At 62.9% G+C, this 23,368-nt stretch carries 17 protein-coding genes and 1 tRNA gene; 5 read left to right on the plus strand and 13 right to left on the minus strand.

Annotated elements, in window-relative coordinates:
- Positions 1-27 precede the first annotated feature (27 nt).
- From AC07X6_RS12615 to AC07X6_RS12630, 4 genes are all read right to left on the minus strand, one after another.
- Complete coding sequence (locus tag AC07X6_RS12615; RefSeq protein WP_494791184.1) at positions 28-5,070, minus strand: diguanylate cyclase domain-containing protein; 5,043 nt, start codon at positions 5,068-5,070, stop codon at positions 28-30.
- Between the two features lie 614 nt (positions 5,071-5,684).
- The gene (locus tag AC07X6_RS12620) at positions 5,685-6,098 is read right to left on the minus strand and encodes a hypothetical protein (RefSeq protein ID WP_494791185.1); all 414 of its coding nucleotides are present in this window, start codon (positions 6,096-6,098) and stop codon (positions 5,685-5,687) included.
- A gap of 67 nt (positions 6,099-6,165) precedes the next feature.
- Positions 6,166-6,900: a phage virion morphogenesis protein gene (locus AC07X6_RS12625; protein ID WP_494791186.1), complete on the minus strand. Its 735-nt coding sequence runs from the start codon at positions 6,898-6,900 to the stop codon at positions 6,166-6,168.
- A gap of 154 nt (positions 6,901-7,054) precedes the next feature.
- Positions 7,055-7,141, minus strand: a tRNA-Leu gene (locus tag AC07X6_RS12630).
- Between the two features lie 353 nt (positions 7,142-7,494).
- Between AC07X6_RS12630 and AC07X6_RS12635 the strand changes: the two genes are divergently transcribed.
- Positions 7,495-8,247 (plus strand): hypothetical protein, encoded by a 753-nt coding sequence (locus AC07X6_RS12635; RefSeq protein ID WP_494791187.1) that lies wholly within the window; start codon positions 7,495-7,497, stop codon positions 8,245-8,247.
- A gap of 181 nt (positions 8,248-8,428) precedes the next feature.
- On the opposite strand, the gene AC07X6_RS12640 is transcribed toward AC07X6_RS12635, so the two are convergent.
- The 4 genes from AC07X6_RS12640 to AC07X6_RS12655 form a co-directional block, all read right to left on the minus strand.
- Positions 8,429-10,711, minus strand: a complete 2,283-nt coding sequence (locus AC07X6_RS12640) for a TonB-dependent receptor (protein WP_230539639.1) — start codon at positions 10,709-10,711, stop codon at positions 8,429-8,431.
- A 438-nt stretch (positions 10,712-11,149) separates the two neighbouring features.
- On the minus strand, positions 11,150-12,874 hold the full coding sequence (locus AC07X6_RS12645) for a methyl-accepting chemotaxis protein (RefSeq protein WP_230539400.1): 1,725 nt from the start codon (positions 12,872-12,874) through the stop codon (positions 11,150-11,152).
- 290 nt (positions 12,875-13,164) lie between these two features.
- Positions 13,165-13,566, minus strand: a complete 402-nt coding sequence (locus AC07X6_RS12650) for a nuclear transport factor 2 family protein (RefSeq protein ID WP_494791188.1) — start codon at positions 13,564-13,566, stop codon at positions 13,165-13,167.
- Entirely contained in the window at positions 13,566-13,778 is a 213-nt protein-coding gene (locus AC07X6_RS12655) for a hypothetical protein (protein ID WP_010399127.1), read from the minus strand. Before AC07X6_RS12655 ends, AC07X6_RS12650 begins: the two co-directional genes overlap by 1 nt.
- A gap of 225 nt (positions 13,779-14,003) precedes the next feature.
- Here AC07X6_RS12655 and AC07X6_RS12660 point away from each other — a divergent pair, with 225 nt between their 5' ends.
- Positions 14,004-15,341, plus strand: coding sequence for a polysaccharide deacetylase family protein (locus AC07X6_RS12660; protein WP_494791189.1), 1,338 nt, complete (start codon positions 14,004-14,006; stop codon positions 15,339-15,341).
- Between the two features lie 30 nt (positions 15,342-15,371).
- On the opposite strand, the gene AC07X6_RS12665 is transcribed toward AC07X6_RS12660, so the two are convergent.
- Positions 15,372-15,875 (minus strand): DUF2939 domain-containing protein, encoded by a 504-nt coding sequence (locus tag AC07X6_RS12665; protein WP_494791190.1) that lies wholly within the window; start codon positions 15,873-15,875, stop codon positions 15,372-15,374.
- Positions 15,876-15,999: 124 nt separating this feature from the next.
- On the minus strand, positions 16,000-16,446 hold the full coding sequence (locus AC07X6_RS12670) for a DUF2939 domain-containing protein (RefSeq protein ID WP_474291779.1): 447 nt from the start codon (positions 16,444-16,446) through the stop codon (positions 16,000-16,002).
- 112 nt (positions 16,447-16,558) lie between these two features.
- Between AC07X6_RS12670 and AC07X6_RS12675 the strand changes: the two genes are divergently transcribed.
- Positions 16,559-17,398 carry a hypothetical protein gene (locus AC07X6_RS12675; RefSeq protein WP_474291778.1) on the plus strand — a complete coding sequence of 280 codons (840 nt, stop codon included), beginning with the start codon at positions 16,559-16,561 and terminating at the stop codon, positions 17,396-17,398.
- Positions 17,399-17,413: 15 nt separating this feature from the next.
- Positions 17,414-19,627, plus strand: a complete 2,214-nt coding sequence (locus AC07X6_RS12680) for a penicillin acylase family protein (RefSeq protein ID WP_494791191.1) — start codon at positions 17,414-17,416, stop codon at positions 19,625-19,627.
- 12 nt (positions 19,628-19,639) lie between these two features.
- On the opposite strand, the gene AC07X6_RS12685 is transcribed toward AC07X6_RS12680, so the two are convergent.
- Positions 19,640-20,821, minus strand: a complete 1,182-nt coding sequence (locus AC07X6_RS12685) for a trans-sulfuration enzyme family protein (protein WP_494791192.1) — start codon at positions 20,819-20,821, stop codon at positions 19,640-19,642.
- Positions 20,818-22,197, minus strand: a complete 1,380-nt coding sequence (locus AC07X6_RS12690; RefSeq protein WP_494791193.1) for a pyridoxal-phosphate dependent enzyme — start codon at positions 22,195-22,197, stop codon at positions 20,818-20,820. Before AC07X6_RS12690 ends, AC07X6_RS12685 begins: the two co-directional genes overlap by 4 nt.
- Before the next feature lie 294 nt (positions 22,198-22,491).
- On the opposite strand from AC07X6_RS12690, the gene AC07X6_RS12695 reads away from it, so the two are divergent.
- The gene (locus AC07X6_RS12695; protein WP_494791194.1) at positions 22,492-23,040 is read left to right on the plus strand and encodes a thymidine kinase; all 549 of its coding nucleotides are present in this window, start codon (positions 22,492-22,494) and stop codon (positions 23,038-23,040) included.
- Between the two features lie 9 nt (positions 23,041-23,049).
- Here AC07X6_RS12695 and AC07X6_RS12700 read toward each other — a convergent pair whose 3' ends face one another.
- Complete coding sequence (locus AC07X6_RS12700) at positions 23,050-23,322, minus strand: putative signal transducing protein (protein WP_494791195.1); 273 nt, start codon at positions 23,320-23,322, stop codon at positions 23,050-23,052.
- Positions 23,323-23,368 lie beyond the last annotated feature (46 nt).

The following is a 23,368-nucleotide window of genomic DNA, read 5'->3' on the forward strand; positions in this document are numbered from 1 at the left end:
TGATAAATGGCACGCGCCGCATGCCGGTCAGCCAGGCGGCAGAGTCCTCAGCACCACGCAATTGCGCCCCGCATCCTTGGCCTGGTACAGCGCGGCATCGGCCAGGCGCAACAGGGTGTCCGGATCGGCGGCGCCCGGTGGCGGCTGGACCGCGATGCCGACGCTGATCGTCACATGCTGCGCTTCCGCGCTTGCGTGGGCGATGCCCAGGGCTTCGATGGCGCGCCGCAGCGCTTCGCCGGTCTGGCGCGCTTCGTCCGCGCCGGTGTTCGGCAGCACGATCGAAAACTCTTCGCCGCCGTAGCGCGCCGTCAGGTCGCCCGCGCGCCGCATGCCGGCCGCCAGCGCCTGCGCGACCCGGACCAGGCAGGCGTCGCCGGCCTGGTGGCCGTGACGGTCGTTGTAGCGCTTGAAGTAGTCGACATCGAGCATGATGACGGCAAGCGGCTGGCTGACGCGCGTGGCGCGCGCACATTCGGTGCGCAGCACGTCGTCGAAATGGCGCCGGTTCGCAAGGCCCGTCAGGCCGTCGGTGATGGACAGGGTCGCCAGCTTGCGGTTGGCGTCCTCCAGCTGTTCCGTGCGTTCGGCAACGCGCCGCTCCAGGCTGTCATGCAGCCTGGCGCTGGAGATCGAGATCATCGCCTGTGCGCCGAGCATGCGCAGGAACGCCACGCGTTCTTCCGTGAACGAGGCGTCGGCCAGCCGGTTCTCGAAGTACAGGATGCCGCCGATCTGGCCGCCGTGCCGGATCGGCAGGCACATGACGGCGCGCGGCTGCTGCAATTGCACGTAGGGGTCGGCGGCAAAGCGCGAGACGGCCATGATGGAGTCCTCGATCACCTCGGTGCCAGTGCGGATGACGTAGCGCAGCAGCGACAGCGGGAACTGCGGGTCGCTGGCGGCGTTCAGGTCGAGCTGGCGCGACTGCAGCACGGTGGTCACATCGCCATCGATATTGGCCTCCAGCTGGTAGCTGCCTTCGGCGAGCAGCAGCAGGCGCGCTACCTGTCCGCCGGCGTTTTCGCAGACGATGGAAATGAGGCGCGTCAGCACGTTGCGCAGGCCGACTTCGTTCGACAGGATTTGTGCCGCCTTCAGCAGCGACACCAGGTCGAGCGCGGAACTGCCGTGCGTGTGGGAGACTGAATGCGGCTGGGTGCTGCGGCCGTCCATCCTGGACAGCAGCGCAGCGTGGCGCGCCCGCAGCTGCGCCACCTTGCCCTCCGCGCCCCACTGGCCGTAGCGCGCGATGGCGTCGCGGATGAAGACGGCCGCCACGCGCGGCTGTCCCTGGTCATGCCAGCATTCGCCGCACAGCTCATTGCCCAGCGCTTGCACGTTGACGTAGCCTGCCAGGCCGGCCGCGTCGATCGCCTGCTGGTAGCAGCGCGTGGCCAACTGCAGGTCTTGCCGGTAGCGTGCCATCTCGGCCATCACCAGCAGATGTTTGGCAGCGCTATTGTCCGAGCCCTGCCTGGCCCACTCGGCCAGATTGCCCTGCAGCGTGCCGATCACGGCCAGTACATCGCCCGCATCGGGACGCGCGGGAGCGCGCCGCAAGGCGCGGATCAGGATCAGTGCGGCGTAGAAGCTGGACTCGGCAACCTTGGCCTGGCCGCGCATGATCTGGGTGACGATGCCGAGCTGGCCGGCCAGCAGCTCGGCGTCGGCGCCGTCGAACAGATAGGCGTTGCGTATCTTCCCTTGCAAGAAGTAGGCGCGGTACAGCTGCGAGCCGCCATACCGATCGAGGAAGCGCGTCTCGCTGAAGCCAGCATCGTCGTAGCTGTCGTGACGGGGCAGGAGGCCCATCAGGCACTTGATCGGCTGGACCGCGGCGGCGACGCAGCAATCGGCCATCGCCTGCTGGCCGTTGGCGCGCATCAGCGCCAGGTCGTGCTCGATGTCGTGCATCAGGTGCGGCAGGTAGTCGCCGAGGATGATACGGTCGGTGGCGCGCACGGCCGCCACCACGCCGACCTGGACGAAATCGGCGATTTCCAGCGCCCAGCCAAACGCCTCTTCGTACAGGGCGTCGGAGCTGCGCAGCGGCTGCGTCCAGTGGTTGCTGAGCGCGCCGAACATCAGGCCCGTGAGCGTGCGCGTCTGCAGGTTGTCGCGGCGCCTGGCCAGCGCCATCGCCATCGCGCCGAAGGCGTAGCCGCGCGCGACGTCGCCGTCGTACAGAACCAGCATCAGCGCGTAGCCGACATAGGCGACGGCGCTGAAATCGCTGTTCCCCCGCTGCATGGACAGCCGCGTCATCGACACCACCATCAGCGCGCTGAGATCCTGCTGGCCGGCGTAGTAGCTGGCCATCCACAGACCCTGCATCATCTGCATCGCGGCCACCGCGTCCGGCTCGCACATGTCGTCGGCCGCCAGCAAGGTCTCGGGCGCATGCGCGCCAGGCAGCCGCCCGATGTCGGCGAGAATGTCCGCGAAGCGCGCCTTCATGTGCGCCACCTCGTGCGGAATGTCGATGTTCAGCTGCGCCAGGCCGTCGCGCTGCACGGCGATGGCGTCAAGCAGGCGGCCCTGCAATTGATACTGGTGCGCCTGGATGGCGATGCAGCGCAGCTGCGGCAGCGGGCTCAGGGCGCGGGCGCGCACCAGCGGGTAGATCGCCTCCGCGGCATCGAACTGGCCGCACAGGTAGGCCGCTTCGGCAGCACCGAGCTGCAGGTCGAGCCAGAGCCCGGCGTGGACTTCCCACGCCTGTGGCGGCAGCAGGCCGAGACCGATCCGCATGTGCTCCAGGGTGGACTGGAACGCGGCGGAACGTCGTGCCTTGACGCCGGCCTGCAGATTGAGCGTTGCCAGCCGCAGGCGCCCGCCCGCATCGTTGATCAGCGCGCGGCCGGCGTTGAACTGCTCGACGATCTCGAACAGCGACTCGTCCTGACGCTCCGGCGTCGCATGCCGCAGTAGCAGGCGGCCGATGAGCAGATGGTTGGCCGCGCGCGCGCCGTCATCGGCGACCAGATAGGCGGCCTGCTGCACCCGGTCGTGCAGGAAGCGGTAAGCGACGCCGCTGTTGGCCGCATCGGTGTCGCCATTGACGTACTTGTAGCGTTCGTCGAGCGGCTGGATCAATCCTGCCCTGAGCGCCGGCCACAGGTCTTGCTGCGTTTGCCGGGGCGTGCGCTCCGTTGCCAGCGCGAGCGTGTCGAGCGTGAAGCGGTTGCCGCAGGAAGCGGCCAGTTGCAGCAGGTGCTGCGTGACGCCGGGCAGGCGGCGGATTTTCTCCAGCAGCACTTCGACCACGTTATCGGTATATTTGGCCTGTTGTATCGCGGGCAAGTCCCAGTCCCAGCAATCGCCCTCGGCCCGGTAGCGCAGATGGCCCGTTTCATTGAGCGCAACGAGGAACTGGTTGAGGAAAAAGGGATTGCCGGCCGTCTTGCGGTAGCAAATGCTGGTCAGCGGCGCGCAGTCGGGGGCCGCCACGCGCACGGTGGCCGAGACCATTTGCGCCACCTGCGGCTCGCTCAGCGCACCCAGAGACAGTGTCGACAGGCGTACCTCGCGCGCGAGCAGCTTGTCGCGCAGCGCGATGAGCGGATGCGCGGGGCCCACTTCGTTGTCGCGGTACGCGCCGATGAACAGCAGGCAGCTCTTGTCGCACGAGACCATCAGCAGTTCGATCATCCGCAGCGTGGCCGCATCGGCCCATTGCAGGTCGTCGAGGAACAGCACCAGCGGATGCCCGGCAGAGGCGAATACTTCGACGAAGCGGGGGAAGAGGCGGTCCAGGCGCAGCTGGGCCTGTGCCGGCGCCGACGCGGGCGTCGTGTCGATGGGGCTGGCGATCAAGGCCAGCTGGGGAATCAGTTCGACGATCACGCCCATGCCATTGCCCAGGGCCGCGTGCAGTTTGGCGGACCACTGGCGCAGCGTTTCCTCGGGCTGGCCCAGCAGCTGGTGCACCAGCCCCTGGAAGGCCTGGATCAGCGGGGCATACGGCATGTCGCGCTGGAGCTGGTCAAATTTGCCGGACAGGAAACAGCCGCGCCGGGCGATGATGGGCTTTTGCACTTCGTTGACGACTGCCGACTTGCCGATGCCGGAATGGCCGGCCACCAGCAGCATCTCGCACCTGCCCGCGGTGCTGCGTTCAAACGCCGCCAGCAGCATGGCGATGGCATCCTCGCGCCCATGCAGCGTTTGCGGCACGAGGAAGCGGCCGTTGTGGTCGGACAGCTTGAGCGCCTGGGCCGGCTTTTTCGCGCGGCATGCTTCGAGGTCGCTGCGCAGGCCCTGCAAGCTCTGGTAGCGCTGATCGGCATTTTTTTCCAGCAACCGCTGGATGATCGGCAGCAGCTGGCCCTGCAAGCTTGCCAGCGCCGGGTGCGACCAGTCCGGACTGCGCGCAATGTGGCAATGCACGAGTTCCATCTCGTCGCCTGTCTCGAACGGCGCCTGGCCGGCCAGCAATTCGTAGAAGGTGGCGCCCAGTGCATAGAAATCGGCGCGCCAATCGACCCGCCGGTTCATGCGCCCCGTCTGTTCCGGCGCCATGTAGCGCAGCGTGCCTTCCAGCGTCTGGAGATTGACGATGCCATGGCTTTCGTACGGTAGTTCACAGGCGATGCCGAAATCGATCAGCTGCAGCAGGCGCCGCTCGCCATTCCACACCAGGTTGGAGGGATTGATATCCTTGTGAATCACGCCCTGACGATGGACGGCCTCCAGCGCCGCGCACAGTTGCAGCGCGATGTCGAAAAAGTCGTCCAGCGCCAACACGGGCTGCGACGGCGTCCTGCACGCCGCCAGCTGCGTGCGCAGCACCTGGTCGAGCGCCTGGCCGCCGCTATCTTCCACGATCATCGTCCAGTGCCCGCCGTGCAGCTGCAGCGCCAGCGGATGCGCCACGCCAGGATGGCGGCAGCGGCGCGCGATCGCATATTCGCGCTTGAATTGCGCCAGTTGCTGAAAAGAGGGGAACTGCTGATTGGGTTTCTTGACGACCAGCGCCGTGCCATCTGCTGCCCTGGCGCGGTAAACCCGTGAGCGGGCACCGCTGTGCAGCTGTTTGATGATCTCGTGGTCGAAAAGGGAGCGCATGGGCTGGGCTAGCGGTACACAGACGGTTGCGGGAGCCTTGAGGCGCACATTTCGGGGTATTGCTTGGTTGTAAGTATTATATCAGGAGGGGGCTTGGGGGAAGGGAGGTGCGATGGGCGTTGTTGTAAAAATGCCAGCGAGGCTGGCCTTCCCGAATGCCGAAAACGAGCGCGCTGACAATCGCGGCAAAGTCGAACTAGCGCAGGTGGTGGCGTGCATGCCATCATGGCAACGCAGCGCCCGGCTGTTCGCTGCCCGCTTTGATGCCGCCGTGCTGGTGCTTGCCCAGGGTGATGGCGCTGGCCAGACCAGGTGCGCGTGCTGCCGGCGCGTGGTGTTGCCCAGTTCAGCCATTCGGTGGTGAGGGACGGCCCCAGTCGCACGCGCGCCTTGGCCCCTTTCACCTCGGCAATGGTGCCCAGGCGGATCAGGTTTTGCAGCAAGCGGAGGAGGTCGGACAGGTCGGCGTTCATGCAGTGCATGTTGCCGAAGTCCGCGTGTGGATGCACGCGGGGGCGGGTTGATATAGAGCTTAATGACTATGAGGTCGGAAGGTTAGGGCAACATTCGCCAGTTGAAATTTTCGATGAGTAGTTGCAGTTAAAGTGCCAAATCTAAAAAGTTACAAGGACACATTCTCTGTCACTGCTTTCATAAAACCTGATCTCATATTCCCTGGATGGGTAGTTCTCTGCCTGGACTTCAATAGCGACCATCGGCCGTTCATGTCCTGGCAATGAGTTTGCCGCATCGGAGACGGCGGAAACAGACACAAGGCGAGGAGATTGAATTTTCCCCCAAGATTTGACTGCTGCCAGACCAATCACATTCTCGTGGGATGAGGCCATGCAAACAAGGTTGTTCCAAGTATTGGCGTCATCTTGCTGATAGGCATCAATTAACCGGTAGGCGTTTGCCAAGAGTTTTTCTGTTCCTGGCGGTGTGGTTGCATGCATACTGATGGGTGGCTTGTTGCTCACACATCCGCAACACAACGTGGCGAGTAAAATGACGATATTTTTTTTCATTGTTGGGTACTAACGATAACTGTAAATGTGGCTGCGTTTGGCCGGTACCGGCCAATATCACGCGACTCTAACTCATTTGATAACTAATGTCAGTTGAAGTTTGCATTGAAGCATCTTGGTTTTTTTCCATGTGACGCAGCAGCGATTCGCGGATCAACGTTCGATCCGGTTCACTCAAGCCCAGAAACGGCCGCTCCGGGTACTTACAGACGGCCCCTTTTGGGGTAACGCGGACTGGCTGGCCAAACTGATGCACTTGCACCACGCGCGCCACCCAGCCAAAAAAGCCGACTTCGATCTGGTCGCCGCCCGCCTGCGCTTTCAGGTCTTTAGCGGTACGGATTTTGGCAAACATGGCCGCCTTCTGCCGCTTGATGCGCCCATTCTTGCCCTTGAATTCCTTGCGCCGCTTGCGCGCCGGATAGGCCGCGCCATCCGGCCCCTGCTGTTGCTGTGCCTTGATACGCTGCGCCTGGCTGCGGCGCAGGTCGATGGCCACTTTGCGATTGATGGCGCGGCGCTGGGACGCAGCTTGGTCAGCAGGTCGTCGCTCACGGCCTCGCCTCGGGCGTGCGCCATTCGGCCAGCAGCGTCTTGCCGTCGTACCTGTTTCAGATTCGTCCGCGTAGGCCGGCATGTGCTGTATCTCGGCCAGGTGCTCGGTCAGATCCAGCTTGATGGAAAGGTCGACCGTTTCATGGTTATTAAAATCCACTTCGAAGACGATGCTGTGCTTGTGCCTTTTCTTGTTGGTCATCAGGTCGAACTGGTGACCTCTCAGCCAGGCGAGCAGGGGCACCATGATGGCGTCGCACGCACTATCACGGCGTAAATCTGGCGTAATCGCTACAGGTTCTTGTCGGATTTACTCTGAATAAGGGGAAATGTCGGGACGTAAAAAAGCCACTAAACCGTTGGGTTTAATGGCTTTTTTTATGTTTCTGAATTCTGTGCGCTGGTGCCCGGAGCCGGAATCGAACCGGCACGCCCTTACAGGCGGGAGATTTTAAGTCTCCAGTGTCTACCAGTTTCACCATCCGGGCAGCGCGGCGAGATTCTAGCACAGGTGATGCTCATTGCACCATCTTGAACTCCCCCAGTCCGAATAGGTGCCCGGATCGCGCATGGGCCAGTGCAGGATTGCCGCGCTGGCATCCCTGTGTGGCAGGCGTCGCGCGCAGCCGCTGTCCTGATGGATTCGCCGGAATCCTGTCTGGCCTAACTCATTGTTTTTCTTTCATTTTTTGCTCCCGCTGCTTCCAGCGCCAGGGGCTATTTGGCGTTGTCCATTGAAAGGAGGTGTGTCGACGCGTACGTGATCAGGTGCGCGAGGTTGTTGTTCATTTGAAGTCGTTTTTTGTCTGGCAATCTGTATTTCACTTAAAAGAGGAACACCATGACTCGTTCAGTAAAAGAATTGATGGAAAATACCCGTTCGCCGCAGGCGAATCAGACCTTGCAGTCCTATCTCAACGGTGGTGGGAATTTTGTGTATGGCAGTGGCTACAATTTGTATCAACGCGGCAGCACGGTGAATGGCTTGATACAGTCGGGTACGATCTACATCGATGAAAGCGGCATCGCCCTCGCTGCCGCCAAGCGCGGCGTGCCGGTCGATCAGCTCCTGACGGAGGTGTATATCCATGAATTGGGGCATTTCGTGTATCGCCGCGATGACGCTGTGCCGGTTGCTCCGGAGGCGAAGGAAAACTGGTGCTATGAGCGCGAAGGGGAAGCGGCAGTATTTGGTTTTCAGGTTGCCATGGAAGCGCATCAGCAAGGTATTCCACTCAGCGTAGCAGGCACCGATTCCAATCCTGACCTGTATGCCACCATGTTGGCGATACATTACAGCCTGAGCACGCTCGACCCTAGGTCCAAGCAGTATCTCGCGGCGATGATTGCGGCGGCGGGACGCGAATTTGCCAAAGATCCGAAGTACAGCGAGTACTGCAAAGGTCTTGCCAAAACTCAGTTGGGCGCTCCGCCGCCTTACCAGATACCTGGCGCATATGGTGCAGGTGGCAACGGCAACGGCAACGGCGGCGGCGGCGGTGGTGGCATCGGCGGCAGTGGCGGCAGCGGCCCCAATCCCGGCGGTACTGTCACGGTGCCCAAGACTCCCAACGTCGAGATGCTCCCTGGCTAAGAGCCTGTCCCGGTAGTGAACGTCTTCTGCTGGCGTCCTCACTTTTGACGGGCGCCAGCAGCGGATGTATTCATCTGCCGGGACAGGCTTCAGTTAGTTGGTCGCTGCACAAGAAAGCCGTCCGGTGGATGCCGGACGGCTTTGCCATGCGAAGGCGGATGCCGCTACAAGCTGGAAGCCATCAAAACACCGCCTTGAACTGCACCCCATACGTGCGCGGTTCGTTGATGATGCCCGTCAGGTTGTCGAAATCGATGGCGCCCAGCGACTGGATCTGGTTGGTGATGTTGCGGCCATACGCGGAGAGTTCGTATTTGTCCCATTTGTAGCCGACGCGCAAGCCGCCTTCCAGCAGTTCCTTGGCCTTGTATTCCTTCGCTTCATACAGGAAGAAGTTGTAGCTGGTGCGGTAGGCCCAGTCCGTGTAGGCGTAGAACTCGCCGTTGGCGAGGGGAATGCTGTATTTCAGGGTGAAATTGGTCTGCCATTCCGGCGCGCGCGGCAGCGGGTTGCCGTCGATGTAGGCCGTGCCTTTGAACGGGCCCAGCGGGTCGGTGACGGTGCAGCCGCTGGCCGGGTTGTTTTGCGCGTTGCCGCAGCTTTGCACGAACAGCTTCTTGTCCTGGATTTCCGTGTGGTTGTAGCTGCCGCCCAGGGTCATGCTGAGCGAGTCGCTGAGGTTCGCCTGGAAGTCCAGCTCCACACCGCGGCCCGTGGCCTTGTCGGCGTTGATCAGCTGGTTCATGTTGACGGCGCCGCTGCCGGCCGTCAGCTGCTTGTCCTTCACGCGGTACTGGAACACGGCCAGGCTCAGGCGCGCGCGCTTGTCGAACAGGTCTTGCTTGATGCCCGCCTCGACGGACAGCGCTTTCTCGGCGCCCGCAAACGAGGGGCGGTCGGCCAGGCCGTTCAGGCGGCCCTGCATCGACGGCGCGCGGTAGCCGGTGGCGATGCGCGCGTAGGCATTCGTTGCCGGCGTGAGCACATAGGTGCCGCTCAAGTCCCAGCTGACGTTGTGCGAGGTGTCGTGCAAGTCGAAGGGACCGGCCGTGGTCGCTTCCACGCGCTTGGCCGAGAAATCCTTCTTGTCGCTCGTGTAGCGCAGGCCGGCGCGCAGTTTCAGGGCGTCCGAGACCGTGTAGTTGAGCGAGCCGAAGGCCGCGTACGACTTCGAGCTCTGGTTTTGCGTGGCGTAATTCGGGCTTTGCGGGTTGCCGGGCGCCAGGCTGTTGAAGCCGAAGCTGTCGATCTGGATATCTTCCTTGAAGTAGAACAGGCCGCCTATCCATTGCAGCGGGCCGCGGGCAGACGATTCGGCGCGGAATTCCTGCGAAATCTGCTTGTGGTTGGGGATCGCGTCGGCCGTTTCCACGACGAAAGGAATGAAGCCGGGGCCCATCGGCGGCGCGTACACGGCGCCATAGCCGCCGTCGACGTCGGCGCGGCTGTAGAAATCGAGTTTTTCGTAGCCGGTGATCGAATGCAGGGTGACGCCGGGCAAGTCCCATTTCAGGCGCATGCTGCCGCCCTTGGTTTTCAGGTGCTGGCGGTTGATGCCGTCGGTGGGGTAGTTGTCATAATCAAAGCCGTCGACCAGGTCGTTGGTGCCCTGCTTCAGGATATTGGCGCGGAACAGGGTGGCCGTGCCGTCGAGATTGCGCGCATGCACGTTGAACAGGGCCGTGAAGTCGCGCGTGGGCTTGACCAGCACCTGCAGGCGGGCAGCGCTGTCTTCATAGCCTTCGAAGTCGCGCGTGCCGGTGGGGCGCGGGTTGTGCACGCGGTCGTCGCGGCGCTGCGTCTGGCCGGAAAAGCGCAGGGCGACCGTGTCGCTGACGGGCACGTTGTAGGCGCCTTCCAGGTTTTTCATGCCATCCTTGCCGAAACCGCCGCTCAGGTAGCCTTCCGTCTTGAAGACGGGCTTGGCGGAATCGAACTTGATCACGCCGGCCGGCGAGTTGCGGCCGAACAGGGTGCCTTGCGGGCCGCGCAGCACTTCGACCTGATCGACGTCAAACACGGGAAAACCTTTCAACATGGCGTTTTCCTGCACCACGTCATCCATCACCAGGCCCACCGGCTGCGAGGCGTTCAGGTCGAAGTCGGTATTGCCCAGGCCGCGAATGTAGAAGCGGGGGAAGGTGCGGCCGTAATCCGATTCGACGGACACGCTGGGCGAGCGGCTGTTGAGGAAGCGGATGTCGGCGCCGCCGGCCGTCAGGGTGTCGAGCTTGTCGCCCTTCAGGGTGGCGATGGACATGGGTACGTCCTTGATGTTTTCCGCGCGCCGCTGGGCAGTCACGATCACCGTTTCCAGCTGGCCAGGGCCGGCCTGCGCCGCTGGTGCGGCCGGCGCCGGCACGCTGTCCTGCGCCAATGCCTGCAGGGGAAAGGCGGCAGCGATTGCCACGGCTATCAGGGTGTGGCGTATGGTGCTGGCGTGTGTGCTGGCATGCGGTGTCATCATGAAACGGCTCCTGTCGGTCAAGGTTGTTCGAAAGGTCCAGGCAGGCGCAAGTCCGCTAGACGAAAAATCATGCTAGCACGGAAAGTTTTGGTATTCATGCCATTTTCCAGGCCAGACTATTTATATGCGTTTCGACTCAATACGTGAATAAAATCGTATTTGTCGTCAATTTCGGGCGGGTGCATAGTGGAGTGCCGGCAGGCCTGCGCGGGCGCAAATGGGGCGGGACATGGTGATGGGGTTTCCTGCGGCCGCGCAAAAAAGCCGCGTGCATTCTGTCGTAGTGCCGGGCTCGGAACGCAGGAAATACAACAGTTGCCGCGGATTTTTGCTGTGAGGGCTTGTTGTTGCAACGCGACAGGGGGAGACCGGCTGTGGCTCTCCCCCTGTGCGTGTGACGCGGGGCATGCGTAGCCGCATGCCCGATCTGCTCAATTAAAACTCTTCCCAGTCGCCGGCCGTCACGGCTTCCGCCTGCACCGCGCGCTGTTTCGCGGGCGCGGCCTGGCGCTTCACGGGGCTGCTGGCGGGTGCCGGTACCAGGCGCAGCGGTTTGTGGCTGGCGCGCACTGGCGCTGGGGCGGGTGCCGCGACCTGGCCGTCGTGCGTCTTGAAGATGCTCACGGTTTGCACCAGGTGGCTGGCCTGGTCGCGCAGCGATTCGGCCGCCGCCGCCGCTTCTTCCACCAGCGAGGCGTTTTGCTGCGTGACGCTGTCCATCTGCGCCACCGCCTGATTGATCTGCTCGATCCCGGTGGACTGTTCCTGGCTGGCCATCGTGATGTCAGCGATGATGTTGCTGACGCGGGCGACACTGGCGACCACTTCCGACATAGTCGTGCCCGCCTGTGCCGCCAGCCTGGCGCCCGCGTCGACGCGGCTGACGGAGTCGTCGATCAGGGTCTTGATTTCCTTGGCCGCGCTGGCGCTGCGCTGCGCCAGGCCGCGCACTTCGGTCGCCACGACGGCGAAGCCGCGGCCCTGTTCGCCGGCACGCGCCGCTTCCACGGCGGCATTCAGGGCCAGGATGTTGGTCTGGAAGGCGATGCCGTCGATGACGCTGATGATGTCGACAATCTTGCGCGACGATTCGCTGATCAGGTCCATGGTGCCCATCACTTGCCCCACCACGGCGCCGCCCTTGCTGGCGACGTCCGATGCGGTCGTGGCCAGCAGATTGGCTTCGCGGGCATTTTCCGCATTCTTGCGCACGGTGCTGGTGAGTTCTTCCATCGAGGAAGCGGTTTCTTCCAGTGAACTGGCTTGTTGTTCCGTGCGCAGCGACAGGTCGCTGTTGCCGGTAGAAATTTCCGCGGCGGCAAGGGCAACCGTGTCGGAATCCTGGCGCACGGACGAGACTACCGAGGTCAGCGACACTTGCATGCGCTGCAGGGCCGACAGCACGCTGGCCGTATCGTTTGGCGCAACGATAAGTTTGCCTGTCAGGTCGCCAGCGGCCAGCAGGCTGACGGCGTCGCACAGCTGCTTCGGTTCGGCGCCCAGCGCCTTGAGCAGGCTGCGCGTGATGAGCCAGCCCGCCAGGGCCGCCAGCACGATGGAGAGCAAGCTGGCGCCGATGAGGATATTTCTGTTGAGAATGTATTCTTCGTTATCTTGCTGCAGGATGAGGGCGGAACGCTGGTCCGTCAGGGCGAAATACTCATCGCTGGCGGCAACGAGGGCGGCCAGCAACGGACGGCATTCCTCGTTCATCTTGGCAATGGCTTGTTCGTTTTTCTTTTGCAGCGCCAGGTCCACGATGGCCAGTGCCACGGGGGCATAGCGTTTTTCGATGCCGTCGATCTTGTTGATGACGCCGCGCACATCGTCCGATACCTCGGGCTGCTGTGCCAGCTGCAGCAGATGCTGCATGTTCTTGACGACATCGGCGTGGGCCTGCAAGACGTGTTTGCGTTCGATCTCCAGGTCTTCCGGCTTGGTGACGAGCACGAGGTTCCTGGCCGCCACGGCACGCATGTCGATCGCGTCACGCACGCGGTGCGCCGTATTGGCGCGGGCGGTGATGCCGTTGACATACTGGTCAAAACTGGCGTTGAAGTTGGAAAGGTTCCGCACGGACAGGATCGATATGCCGATGAGGAAAAAGACCAGCAGGCCGAAAGCCAGAGTGAGCTGGGTGCGAACGGTGAATTTATCCATGATGTCTCTCCCAAGATACGTGTTGACGATTAGAAAGGGGGCTTGCGTGGGCAGGTGGCAAGCGGGCCGTACCTACGCAGTGCTTCTCTATCCAGAACACGGATTCGTGGTGTGAGGATCGTTTTACTTAAAAACCGATTTCAATAATTTATTTGTTTTATTTATTAAAATCATTGTGGCACAGAAAATTCAGTAAATCAATGAGATTTTGCGTGCCAAAAAACAACTTTTCGGCATGGATGGCTGCTCCGGGCGCTGCTTGAGCGGCCCGGAAAGCGTCTGGAGGGGGATCAGCCGGGAACGGGCGTACCCTGGTGGAAAAGCATTTGCCAGCGGCCGTCGCGCCATTTCCACAGCGAACTGCGCAAGCTGGCGCTGGCGGGCAGGGCGCCGCAGGCGTGCCGCAGCGAGCGGTAGGTAACCAGCGCAACATCGTCGGCCAGCAAGCGGGCTTGAAAATCGTGGATGCTGCGTGGGCAAAAGTCTTCTGCTGGCAAGTCCGCCAGGGTTGCCGCACGCGTCCAGAGATTGCCCGAGCTGCCGAATTCGACGAACTCGTCGGCCAGCAGGGCCGCCAGCCTGGCGCTGTCGGCGCGCACCGCCTGGCTTTGCAGCGCCGCTTCCAGCGCCTGCAGGTGCGCCGCCAGGCTGTCCTGCGTATTATCCTGCGCGTCGGCCATTGCCAAGGTCATCAGATGGGAAACGCGCCCGCGCCCGATACATTCAGGCAGGCGACCTTGTCGCTGGAAAAATACTTGATTTGTCCCAGGCCGATGGCGTAGCAGCCGTCGCTGAGCGGGGAAATCGGGCCGGTAAGTTTTTCACCGCTGATCAAGGTCACCACCCAGGGCGTGGTGGCCGGTTTGCCTGCGTGGGCCAGTGCGTGTTGTACCAGGTCTGACATGGAGCCTCCGATGGAAATCAAAGCCTGATGATAGCAGTGGCGCGCAGCCTTGGGCGCTGCCGTGATGGCCGGCCGCTATTGTCAATTTGCATAATGGCAATAAAGTGATATAGTTGACAAGCAATCCGGGCGAAGCAACCTGGCCAGCAATGTTTATTGATCCTTTTCTGCCGTGCCGCGTTGGTTCCGCCGGACGCCGCGCGCAGTCCTTTTGAAAGCCGTACCATGTCCAGCCAGTATCACGACGCATCGCCCCGCTTTTCCCTGCCTCCGCCGCCGGTCACCCAGACGCCGCTGGAATTCATGCCCACGCACGACCTGTCCTTCTGGGACAGCGACGTGTCGCCAGGCTGCACGGTGTCGCTCGATGCCGCCATGTCGTTCAAGGACGGTTATCCGTCCCTGCGCGTGGATTTGCCGGCAGGGTTGCCTGCCGGTACGGTCGTGCGCGTGGGCACCTCGGGCGCCGAGGGCAAAGGCCAGCCGCGCATTCCCTTCGGCTGGGACTTGCGGCGCTTTTCCTTTGCCTTGCGCTCGACCAATGCCGCCATCATGCAGATCGGCGGCATGATTTACCTGGGCGATAGCGAATGGAGTAATTACTGGTATGGCGCCCTGAATGCCTTGCATTACGGCGGCTCGGCCGGCGCGGACACGGTGATGTTCATCGACAACGAGTGGTGGGTGCCCAAGCTGGACGCGCCGCTTGATTGCGAAGGCGTGCCGACGGCAGCGACCCTGTCGCGCGGCAAATTTACGGTGCAGCTGTCGGCAGCCACCACGCAGCCGGAAACGATCTGGCTGGGCATGTTTGCGGCATTGCCGAAGCGTAAAATGCCCACCGTGATCCTGTCCTTTGACGACGGCTTCGCTTCCTGGGATACGTATCTGATGGAGCGGCTGAAGTACTATGGCTTGCCCGCCTCGTTTGCTATCGTCACGTCCCTGCTGGATACGCCCGATTACATGTCGGCAGAACGCATGAAGCTGCGCTTCGACGACCCGTCGCGCCTGTTCGACTTCATCCTGCACCAGAGCGTGCACGACAATGTTGTGGTGCAGGGTTCCGCCAACTATGTGACGGCGCTGCAGGTGGGCCGCGACCAGATGCGCACGGCCGGCATCGGCGGCGATGGGCCATCGCACCATGCCTGGGTCGAATCGCTGTGGACCGATACGGCCATTGATGCCATGCGCGCCGCCGGCTTCCTGTCGGCCCGCGCCGCCGGCTATACGGCGGAGAGCGGCTTTGACCAGGTATTTTTCACCGGCAAGGACAAGGCCGCTTTCATCCTGAACACGGCTGCCGTGAGTCTGACGAACGACGTCACCTTTGCGCAAGTGCAAGCGGCCATCGAGGCGGCGGCGGCCGACGGCAGCTTTGTGTTTGTCAACGGCCACGATATCGTCAGGACGCCCGAGTCGACGTATCAGACTTCGTATGCCGTTATCGATGAGTTGCTGGCCTGGCTGGCGGGGCAGGTGGCGGCCGGCGCGCTGCAAGTGGTGTCGCATAGCCGCTGGTTTGCCGATACGACGGGCAGGGTGACGGACCGGCGCTGATCGCCCCGGGAGCAAGGCCTGCCCCGCGCCTTACGCGTCGGCCAGCAAGTTCTTGGGCAGGGCGACCGATACCAGCTTCCAGCGCCACAGGCCGTCGCGCGCCAGGGTCAGCTCGCCGATGTGGCTTTTGCTGTGGGCGCGCTGCACCACGACGCTGTTCCACGAGGTGTAGCGCAGTTTATAGTCGGGCTTGGTATTGCGCTTGCGGCCGCTGATGTCGCTGACCTTGGCGATGGGCTTTTCGTAGCGGTCATTGAGCTTCATCAAGGCGACGATGCCTTCGGGCATCAGCATGGTATCGAGCAAAGGGTCGATGACGTCGGGGCTGATGTCGTCGGCCACTTCCGGCGCCGAGAACAGGGTGTGCAGTTGCTGCCCCAGGCTGCCGCGCAGCTGGGCCAGGTCGATCTGCGCAGCCAGCGCCTGCGTATCCTCGTCCATGGTGGCCGCGCGGATCTTGTTCATGGTGAAATACGGGCTGCCATAGAAGACGCCGGCCAGCGCGACCAGTGCCACTACAGCGAGAAGCATCATTCTTTTCATCTGCAATCTCTCGGATGCCTGGCGACCCGGTGCGCCTGAAGTGTTGGCATTCTACATAATATTTCCCAAAATCAACATAGCGGTTTAGGTAAGTGTTGTTTTAGATCAAGTTTCTTTAAAGTAATTCCGGCGGCAAGATAATGTCCGTCAGTTTCCAGTCCCAGATGCCATGCCGGCGCAGCAAAAACTGGCTGGCGGCGGGGCCGGCGCCGCTGCGCCGCAGCACCACTTCATTCCACGAACGGTACGCCATGCCGAAGTCGTGGCGCTTGCCGTCCGCTCCCTGCTTGCCGTGCAGGATCAGCACCGTGATGCCGGGCGGCGAGACGATGGTGTCGAGCATTTCCTTGAAATCATCGTCATTGGCCGTTTCGCCGCCCGCCCGCAGCTGGCGCGCCACGCTGGCGCGGATGGCGGGCAGGTCGGCCTGCTGCGCCAGGTTTTCCAGGCGCACGGATTTCGCCGCGATGCTGATGCGGTACATGGCGATGTAGGGGCTGACCCAGGTGAAGCCGATGGCGGCGACGCTAAAAATGATCGCGGTGGCGTACTTTCTTTTCATGGTCCGTGTTTTTGTATGAGCTGTGCCGCCGTGATTTTACCCGGCCAGGCACGGCGGATGGTGTAGCATTCGTGCCGGCGCGGACCATCGCGCCGCAATATTGAGGACAACCATGAATATCACTATCAATCAGGTGCTGCAGTCGTACATCGATCCGCTCACCGCCAGCGAGTACGCGGCGCTCGAGCGCAGCCTGCTGGCCGAAGGCTGCCGCGACGCGCTGGTGCTGTGGAACGACGTGCTGATCGACGGGCATAACCGCTACGCCATCTGCCGCCAGCACGGCATCGAATTCAAGACCATCCAGAACACCAGTTTTAGTTCGCTCGACGACGTCATGCTGTGGATGATCGACAATCACCTGGCGCGCCGCAGCGTGTCGGACTTCCAGCGCGGCGTGCTGGCCTTGCGCAAGAAGGAAATCGTCGCCGCGCGCAGCCCGGCGCCCGTCAGCGCCCAGGATGCGCCCGATGGCGAAAACGCGCCGAAACCGCCAATGAGCACGCGCGAGGAAGTGGCCAAGGCGGCCAGATTGAGCAGCAACCAGATCAGCCAGATCGAGAAGATCCAGAAAGCGGCCTCGCCGGAACTGGTGGAAGCCGTCCGTTCGGGCACGATCTCCATCAATGCGGCGGCCACCGTGGCATCGCTGCCGCCGGAAGAGCAGGTGGCGGCTGTCGCCGGCGGCAAGAAGTTGTTACGCCAGGCGGCCAAGGAAATCCGCGAACAGCGCGCCGCCACGCGCACGCCGCGCGAGCCGAAAGCGCCTCACGTTTCGCAGGACACGCCGGAAACGGGCAACGAGCCGTGGGCGGAAAACGCGGCCCAGGCGCCGTCCGAAGCGGAGCGCCTGCGCGGCGAGATCGCCAGTTTGAAGCAGAAGGTGGCGCAGCTGCAGGCGGAAAATGTGGAACTTAACCAGCGGATTGCAACCCTCATCGACGCATCCTGACGATTGGAGTAGTGCATGCCAGTTCGCCGTGCCCTGTTCGCCGCCATCGCCTGCGGCATCGTTGCCAGTGCTCCCGCGCTGGCGGCGCCCGCCGTTTCCGTCACGGAAATGGCCCGCTGGCAGGCGCAGGCCGCCAACGTCAGCATCGCGCGCGACACCTGGGGCATTCCCCATGTGACGGGCAAGACGGATGCCGATGCCGTCTTCGGCTTGATGTATGCGCAGGCCGAGGACGATTTTCCCCGCGTGGAATTGAACTATATCAATGCCATGGGGCGGCTGGCGGAAGTGGAGGGCGAGCGGGAACTGTACCGCGACCTGCGCATGAAGCTCTTCATCGATCCGGCCGAGCTGCAGGCGCAGTACCGCGCCAGCCCGCCGTGGCTGCAGAAACTCATGGATGCATTTGCCGACGGCCTCAATTTTTACCTGGCCACGCATCCGCACGTCAAACCTCGCTTGATTACGCATTTCGAACCGTGGATGGCCCTCAGTTTCAGCGAGGGCAGCATCGGCGGCGATATCGAATCCGTCAACCTGGCGCAGCTCGAAGCGTTTTATGGCCAGCAAGCCGCGCCTGTGGCGCTGGCCAGCGTGGAAACCGGGTTGGCGTCAGGTCTGGAGCCGGAGCCCAGCGGCTCGAACGGCTTCGCCATCGCGCCCGCCATCACGAAAAACGGCCATGCGCTGCTGATGATCAACCCGCACACCTCGTTCTACTTCCGTCCCGAAGTGCAGGTCACCAGCGGCGAAGGCCTGAACGCCTACGGCGCCGTCACCTGGGGCCAGTTCTTCGTCTACCAGGGCTTCAATGAACGCCTGGGCTGGATGCATACCTCGGGTGGCGGCGACGTGATCGACGAATACCTGGAAAGCATCGTCGACCGGGACGGTGCCTGGTTCTACCGCTATGACGGCGGGCTGCGCCCCTTGAAAGCCGTGCCGCTTACCGTGCCGTACAAGCTGGCGAACGGCGCCATGGGCTCGAAAACCATCACCGTCTACTACAGCCACCACGGCCCCATCGTGCGCGCGCAGGATGGTAAATGGGTGGGAGTACGGCTGATGCACTCGCCCTTGAAGGCGCTCATGCAGTCGTACGCGCGCACCAAGGCGCGCGATTATGCGGCGTTTTACAAGACCATGGAATTGCGCACGAATTCGTCGAACAACACCGTGTATGCGGATGCGGACGGCAATATCGCCTACTTTCACGGCAATTTCATCCCCGTGCGCGACCCGCGCTTCAACTGGAAGCAGCCCGTCGACGGCAGCGACCCGGCCACGGAATGGAAGGGGCTGCACTCGGTGGCGCAAACCATTACCCTGTTCAATCCGAAGAATGGCTGGATCCAGAACACGAACAACTGGCCGTATTCGGCTGCCGGGGCCCACAGCCCGCGCCAGCAGGACTATCCCGCCTACATGTCGGTCTACGGCGAAAACGCGCGCGGCCTGCATGCCGTCAAGGTTTTTCAGAATAAAACAGGGTTCACGCTCGACAGCCTGATCGCCGCCTCCTACGACAGCGAACTGACGGCCTTCGAAGCGCTGCTGCCGCCGCTGTTCGCGGCCTACGATGCACTGCCGGCGGGCGGCGCGCAAAGGCTGGCGCTGGCCGACAAAATCGCCTTGCTGCGGGCCTGGGACTGGCGCTATTCGCTGACGTCCACCGCCACCTCCCTGGCCGTGTTCTGGGGCCAGGAGCTGGCCGAATTGACGGGAAAGCAAGCGCGCGAGCAGGGCGTGCCCGTGGTCGATTTTCTGGCGACGGATAAAGTCAGTGGCGAACAGCGCCTGGCGGCGCTGGCGATGGCGGCCGACAAGCTGCAGCGCGATTTCGGCCACTGGCAAACGCCGTGGGGCGAGATCAGCCGCTTCCAGCGCCTGACGGGCGACATCGTGCAGCCGTTTGACGATGCGCAAGCCAGCCTGCCCGTGCCTTACGCGTCGGGCAACTGGGGCGCGCTGGCCGCGTATGGCCAGAGCAGCAAGAGCCGCACGAAGCGCATCTACGGCGAACGTGGCAACAGCTTCGTGGCGGCCGTGGAATTCGGCCCCCGCATCAGGGCGAAAAGCATCCTCGCGGGCGGCCAGAGCGGCGACCCGAAGTCACCGCATTTCCAGGACCAAGCGGCCATGTATGCGCGGGGCGAGTTCAAGGAGGTGCTGTTTTATCCGGAACAGGTGGAACGGCACCTGGAGCGCCGCTACCACCCGGGAAAATAGCCGCCGGGCCGATCAAATCGCGTCGAGCGCCGTGCGCAAGTCATGGCGCAAATCCTCGATATCCTCGATCCCCACCGACAGCCGGATCAAGCCATCGCCGATCCCCAGTGTTGCCCGCTGTTCGGCAGGGATGCTGGCATGCGTCATCAGGGCAGGGTGTTCGATCAGGCTTTCCACACCGCCCAGGCTTTCGGCCAGGGCGAACACCTCGCAGCGCTCGAGGAAGCGGCGCGCGCCCGCCAGGTCGGTATCGAGGTCGATCGAGATGATGCCGCCGAAACCGTCCATCTGGCGCTGCGCCAGCGCGTGCTGCGGGTGCGACGCCAGGCCCGGATAAAACACCTGTTTGACTTCCTTTTGCTGTTCCAGCCACTGCGCCAGCGCCAGGGCACTTTCGCAATGGCGCTGCATGCGGATGGCCAGCGTCTTGATGCCGCGCAAAGCTAAAAAGCTGTCGAACGGCCCCGCAATCGCGCCCACCGAGTTTTGCAAAAAGCCCAGCTGCTCGCGCCATTCCGCCTGGCGTGCTTCCGCGCCCACGATGGCGATGCCGCCGATGATGTCCGAGTGGCCGTTCAAATACTTGGTGGTCGAGTGCACGACGATGTCGAAACCATGTTCCAGAGGGCGCTGCACCAGCGGGCTGGCGAAGGTGTTGTCGGCCACGGCGATGATGCCCCGTTCGCGGCAGATGTCGGCAATCGCGCGCAAATCGGCCAGTTTCAGCATCGGGTTGGTCGGCGTTTCGACCCATACCATTTTCGTCTCGGGGCGCAGCGCGGCCAGCAGGTTTTCCGGATTCGTCAGGTCGACATACGTGAATTCGTGGCCGGCCGAGCGGCGGCGCACTCTTTCAAACAGTCGATACGTGCCGCCGTACATGTCGTCGCCGGCGACGATATGGCTGCCCGCGTCCAGCAATTCCAGCACGGACGAGATGGCGGCCAGGCCCGAGGCGAACGCGAACGCCGCGCTGCCGCCTTCCAGGTCGGCCACGCAGCGCTCCAGCGCCCAGCGCGTGGGATTGTGCGAGCGGCCGTAGTCCAGGCCTTTGTGCACGCCGGGGCTGTCTTGCACGAAGGTCGAGGTGGCGTAAATGGGCGGCATGATGGCGCCCGTCGACGGGTCGGGCGACTGGCCGGCGTGGATGACACGCGTGGCCAGATGGCTCTTGCGGGGGATGTCTTGGCTCAAGATAAAGTCCTGCGTAAGTGGTTGAGAAGGTCGAAGCGGGTGATCAGGCCATAGAAGCCGGTATCGTCGGCGACGACGGCCGTCAAGCCCCGGTCCAGGGTGGCCCGCAGGGCGGGCAAGCCGCTCGATGGCGCCAGGGTTTCGATCTGCGTCGTCATGGTGGCGCCCACCAGGCCCGCGAAATGCGCGGCGTCGCCGGAGACGTGCAGCAGCAAGTCCGATTCGTCGATAATGCCGACCAGCTGGCCGCCGGCGATGACGGGCAGCTGGGCCAGGTCGCTGGCGCGCATGCGGTTGAAGGCCGTGAGCAGGGTGTCGCCCGGCGCCACGCTGACGACGTCGCCCTCGTCGTAGCGGCGCCCGATCAGGTCGCGCAAGTCGCCCGAGAGCGCGCGCTGCAACAGACCCTGGTCGCGCATCCAGCCATCGTTGTAGACTTTAGATAAATAGCGCGTCCCCGTGTCGCAGACGAACGTGACGACGCGTTTCGGGCTAGTCTGTTCGCGGCAGTATTTGAGGGCGGCGGCCAGCAGGGTGCCCGTGGACGAGCCGCCCAGGATGCCTTCGGCGCGCAAGAGGGCGCGCGCCGAATCGAAACTTTCCTGGTCGCTGATGGTGTAGGCTTTCGTGACGCTGTCCATGTCGGCAATCGACGGGATAAAGTCTTCGCCGATGCCTTCGACGGCCCACGAGCCGCTCGTGTCGCTCACTTTCCCCGTGTCGATGTATTCGGTGAGGATGGAGCCTTGCGGGTCGGCCAGCACGAATTCCAGCTTCGGCTGCGCCTTGCGGAAGTAGCGCGTCAGGCCCGTCAGGGTGCCGGACGAACCGACGCCGACGACGATGGCGTCGACGTCATGGCCAGTTTGCTCCCAGATTTCGGGCGCCGTCGTCGTTTCGTGGGCCAGCGGGTTGGCGGGATTGTTGAACTGGTCGGCAAAGAAGGCGCCCGGCAGTTCGCGCGCCAGGCGCGCCGCGTAATCCTGGTAGTACTCGGGATGGCCCTTGCCCACGTCCGAGCGCGTGGTGTGGACTTCGGCGCCCAGCGCCTTCAGATGCAGCACTTTTTCCGTCGACATCTTGTCGGGCACGACGAGAATCACGCGGTAGCCCTTGATGCGGCCCACCAGGGCCAGGCCGATGCCGGTATTGCCGGCCGTGGCCTCGACGATGGTGCCGCCCGGCTGCAGGCTGCCGTCGGCTTCTGCCGCTTCGATGATGGAAAGGCCGATGCGATCCTTGATGGAACCGCCGGGATTTTGCGATTCCAGTTTCAGGAACAGCTGGCACAGGCCCGTATCGAGCCTGGTCACTTCGACCAGCGGGGTGTTGCCGATCAGCTTGTATAGCGCTGGCGGCTGGGAGGGGGATGGCATTCGATCATTCATGGTGGCTCCTGTCAGAGAAACAGCCGCTCAGGATCGTGTCCCGAGCCGCCTTCCGTGCCGCGCAGTGTAGGCGGGGGGACGAGTGCGGCGAACGAATGTTTTAATGCTTGCATATACGGCGTTTGCATATGGGGAGAGGCTTGCATCGTCCCAGTATGCGCCGTTTTTTTGCGTCATGCCGCGCTGTCGGCGCATGTATTAAGCTGCCGCAATGCCGGCAAGGCGATTTATAATCACGCCTCGAAAATAGTATTGAAAATCAACCAGACAGGGCAGGCGGCAGTGGCAAAACTTTATTTCCGGTATTCCGCGATGAACGCGGGCAAGTCGACGGCTTTGTTGCAGGTCGCGCACAACTACGAAGAGCAGGGCCAGCAGGTGCGCCTGTACACGGCCGCCATCGACAGCCGCTACGGCGTGGGCCGGGTCACTTCGCGCCTGGGTCCGCAGCGCCAGGTCGATATCTTCCATGCCGACACGAATTTCCTCACCGATATTCCTCAGGTGGCGTGCCTGCTGGTTGATGAAGCGCAATTCCTCAGCACGGAACAAGTGCAACAATTGCACCAATTGGCGCAAGTGAAGGGCGTGCCCGTCATCTGCTACGGCTTGCGCACGGATTTCAAGGGCGAACCGTTCCCCGGCTCGGCCTACCTGCTGGCGCTGGCCGACGATATTGAAGAGTTGAAGAATATTTGTACGTGCGGCAAGAAGGCCACGATGAACATCCGCGTGGACGAACAGGGTCGCCGCATCAAGGAAGGCGAGCAGATCAGCATAGGCGGCAACGAGAGTTACCGCCAGGCTTGCGGGCGCTGTTTCTACTCGTAAGCTTATTCGTTATTCGGCGGCGGGCATTCCCACGTCCGCATCGTCGGACAGCGCCAGATCGCCCCGCTCGAAGGCGGCCAGGATGTCATTCGCGCGCGCCACGTCGTGTTCGCGCACCAGCACGCGGGCGCCGCCGATGGCGGCTGCCAGCAGCATGTCGGCCTGCATGTGCTGGTCGTCCGTCAGCAGCACATCGATGCCGGCCGCTGCCAGGCAGCCGCGGATGACGTGCGCATCCGTGGGGATCATCAGCCGGGCAATTAAAACATAGTCGTCGTGCATCGTGTCTCCTGGCAAGGTGGATTCGTCCCCATCTTAGCACCAGGCT

It is taken from the genome of Janthinobacterium sp. GW460-12-1-14-LB5 (genome assembly GCF_059423585.1).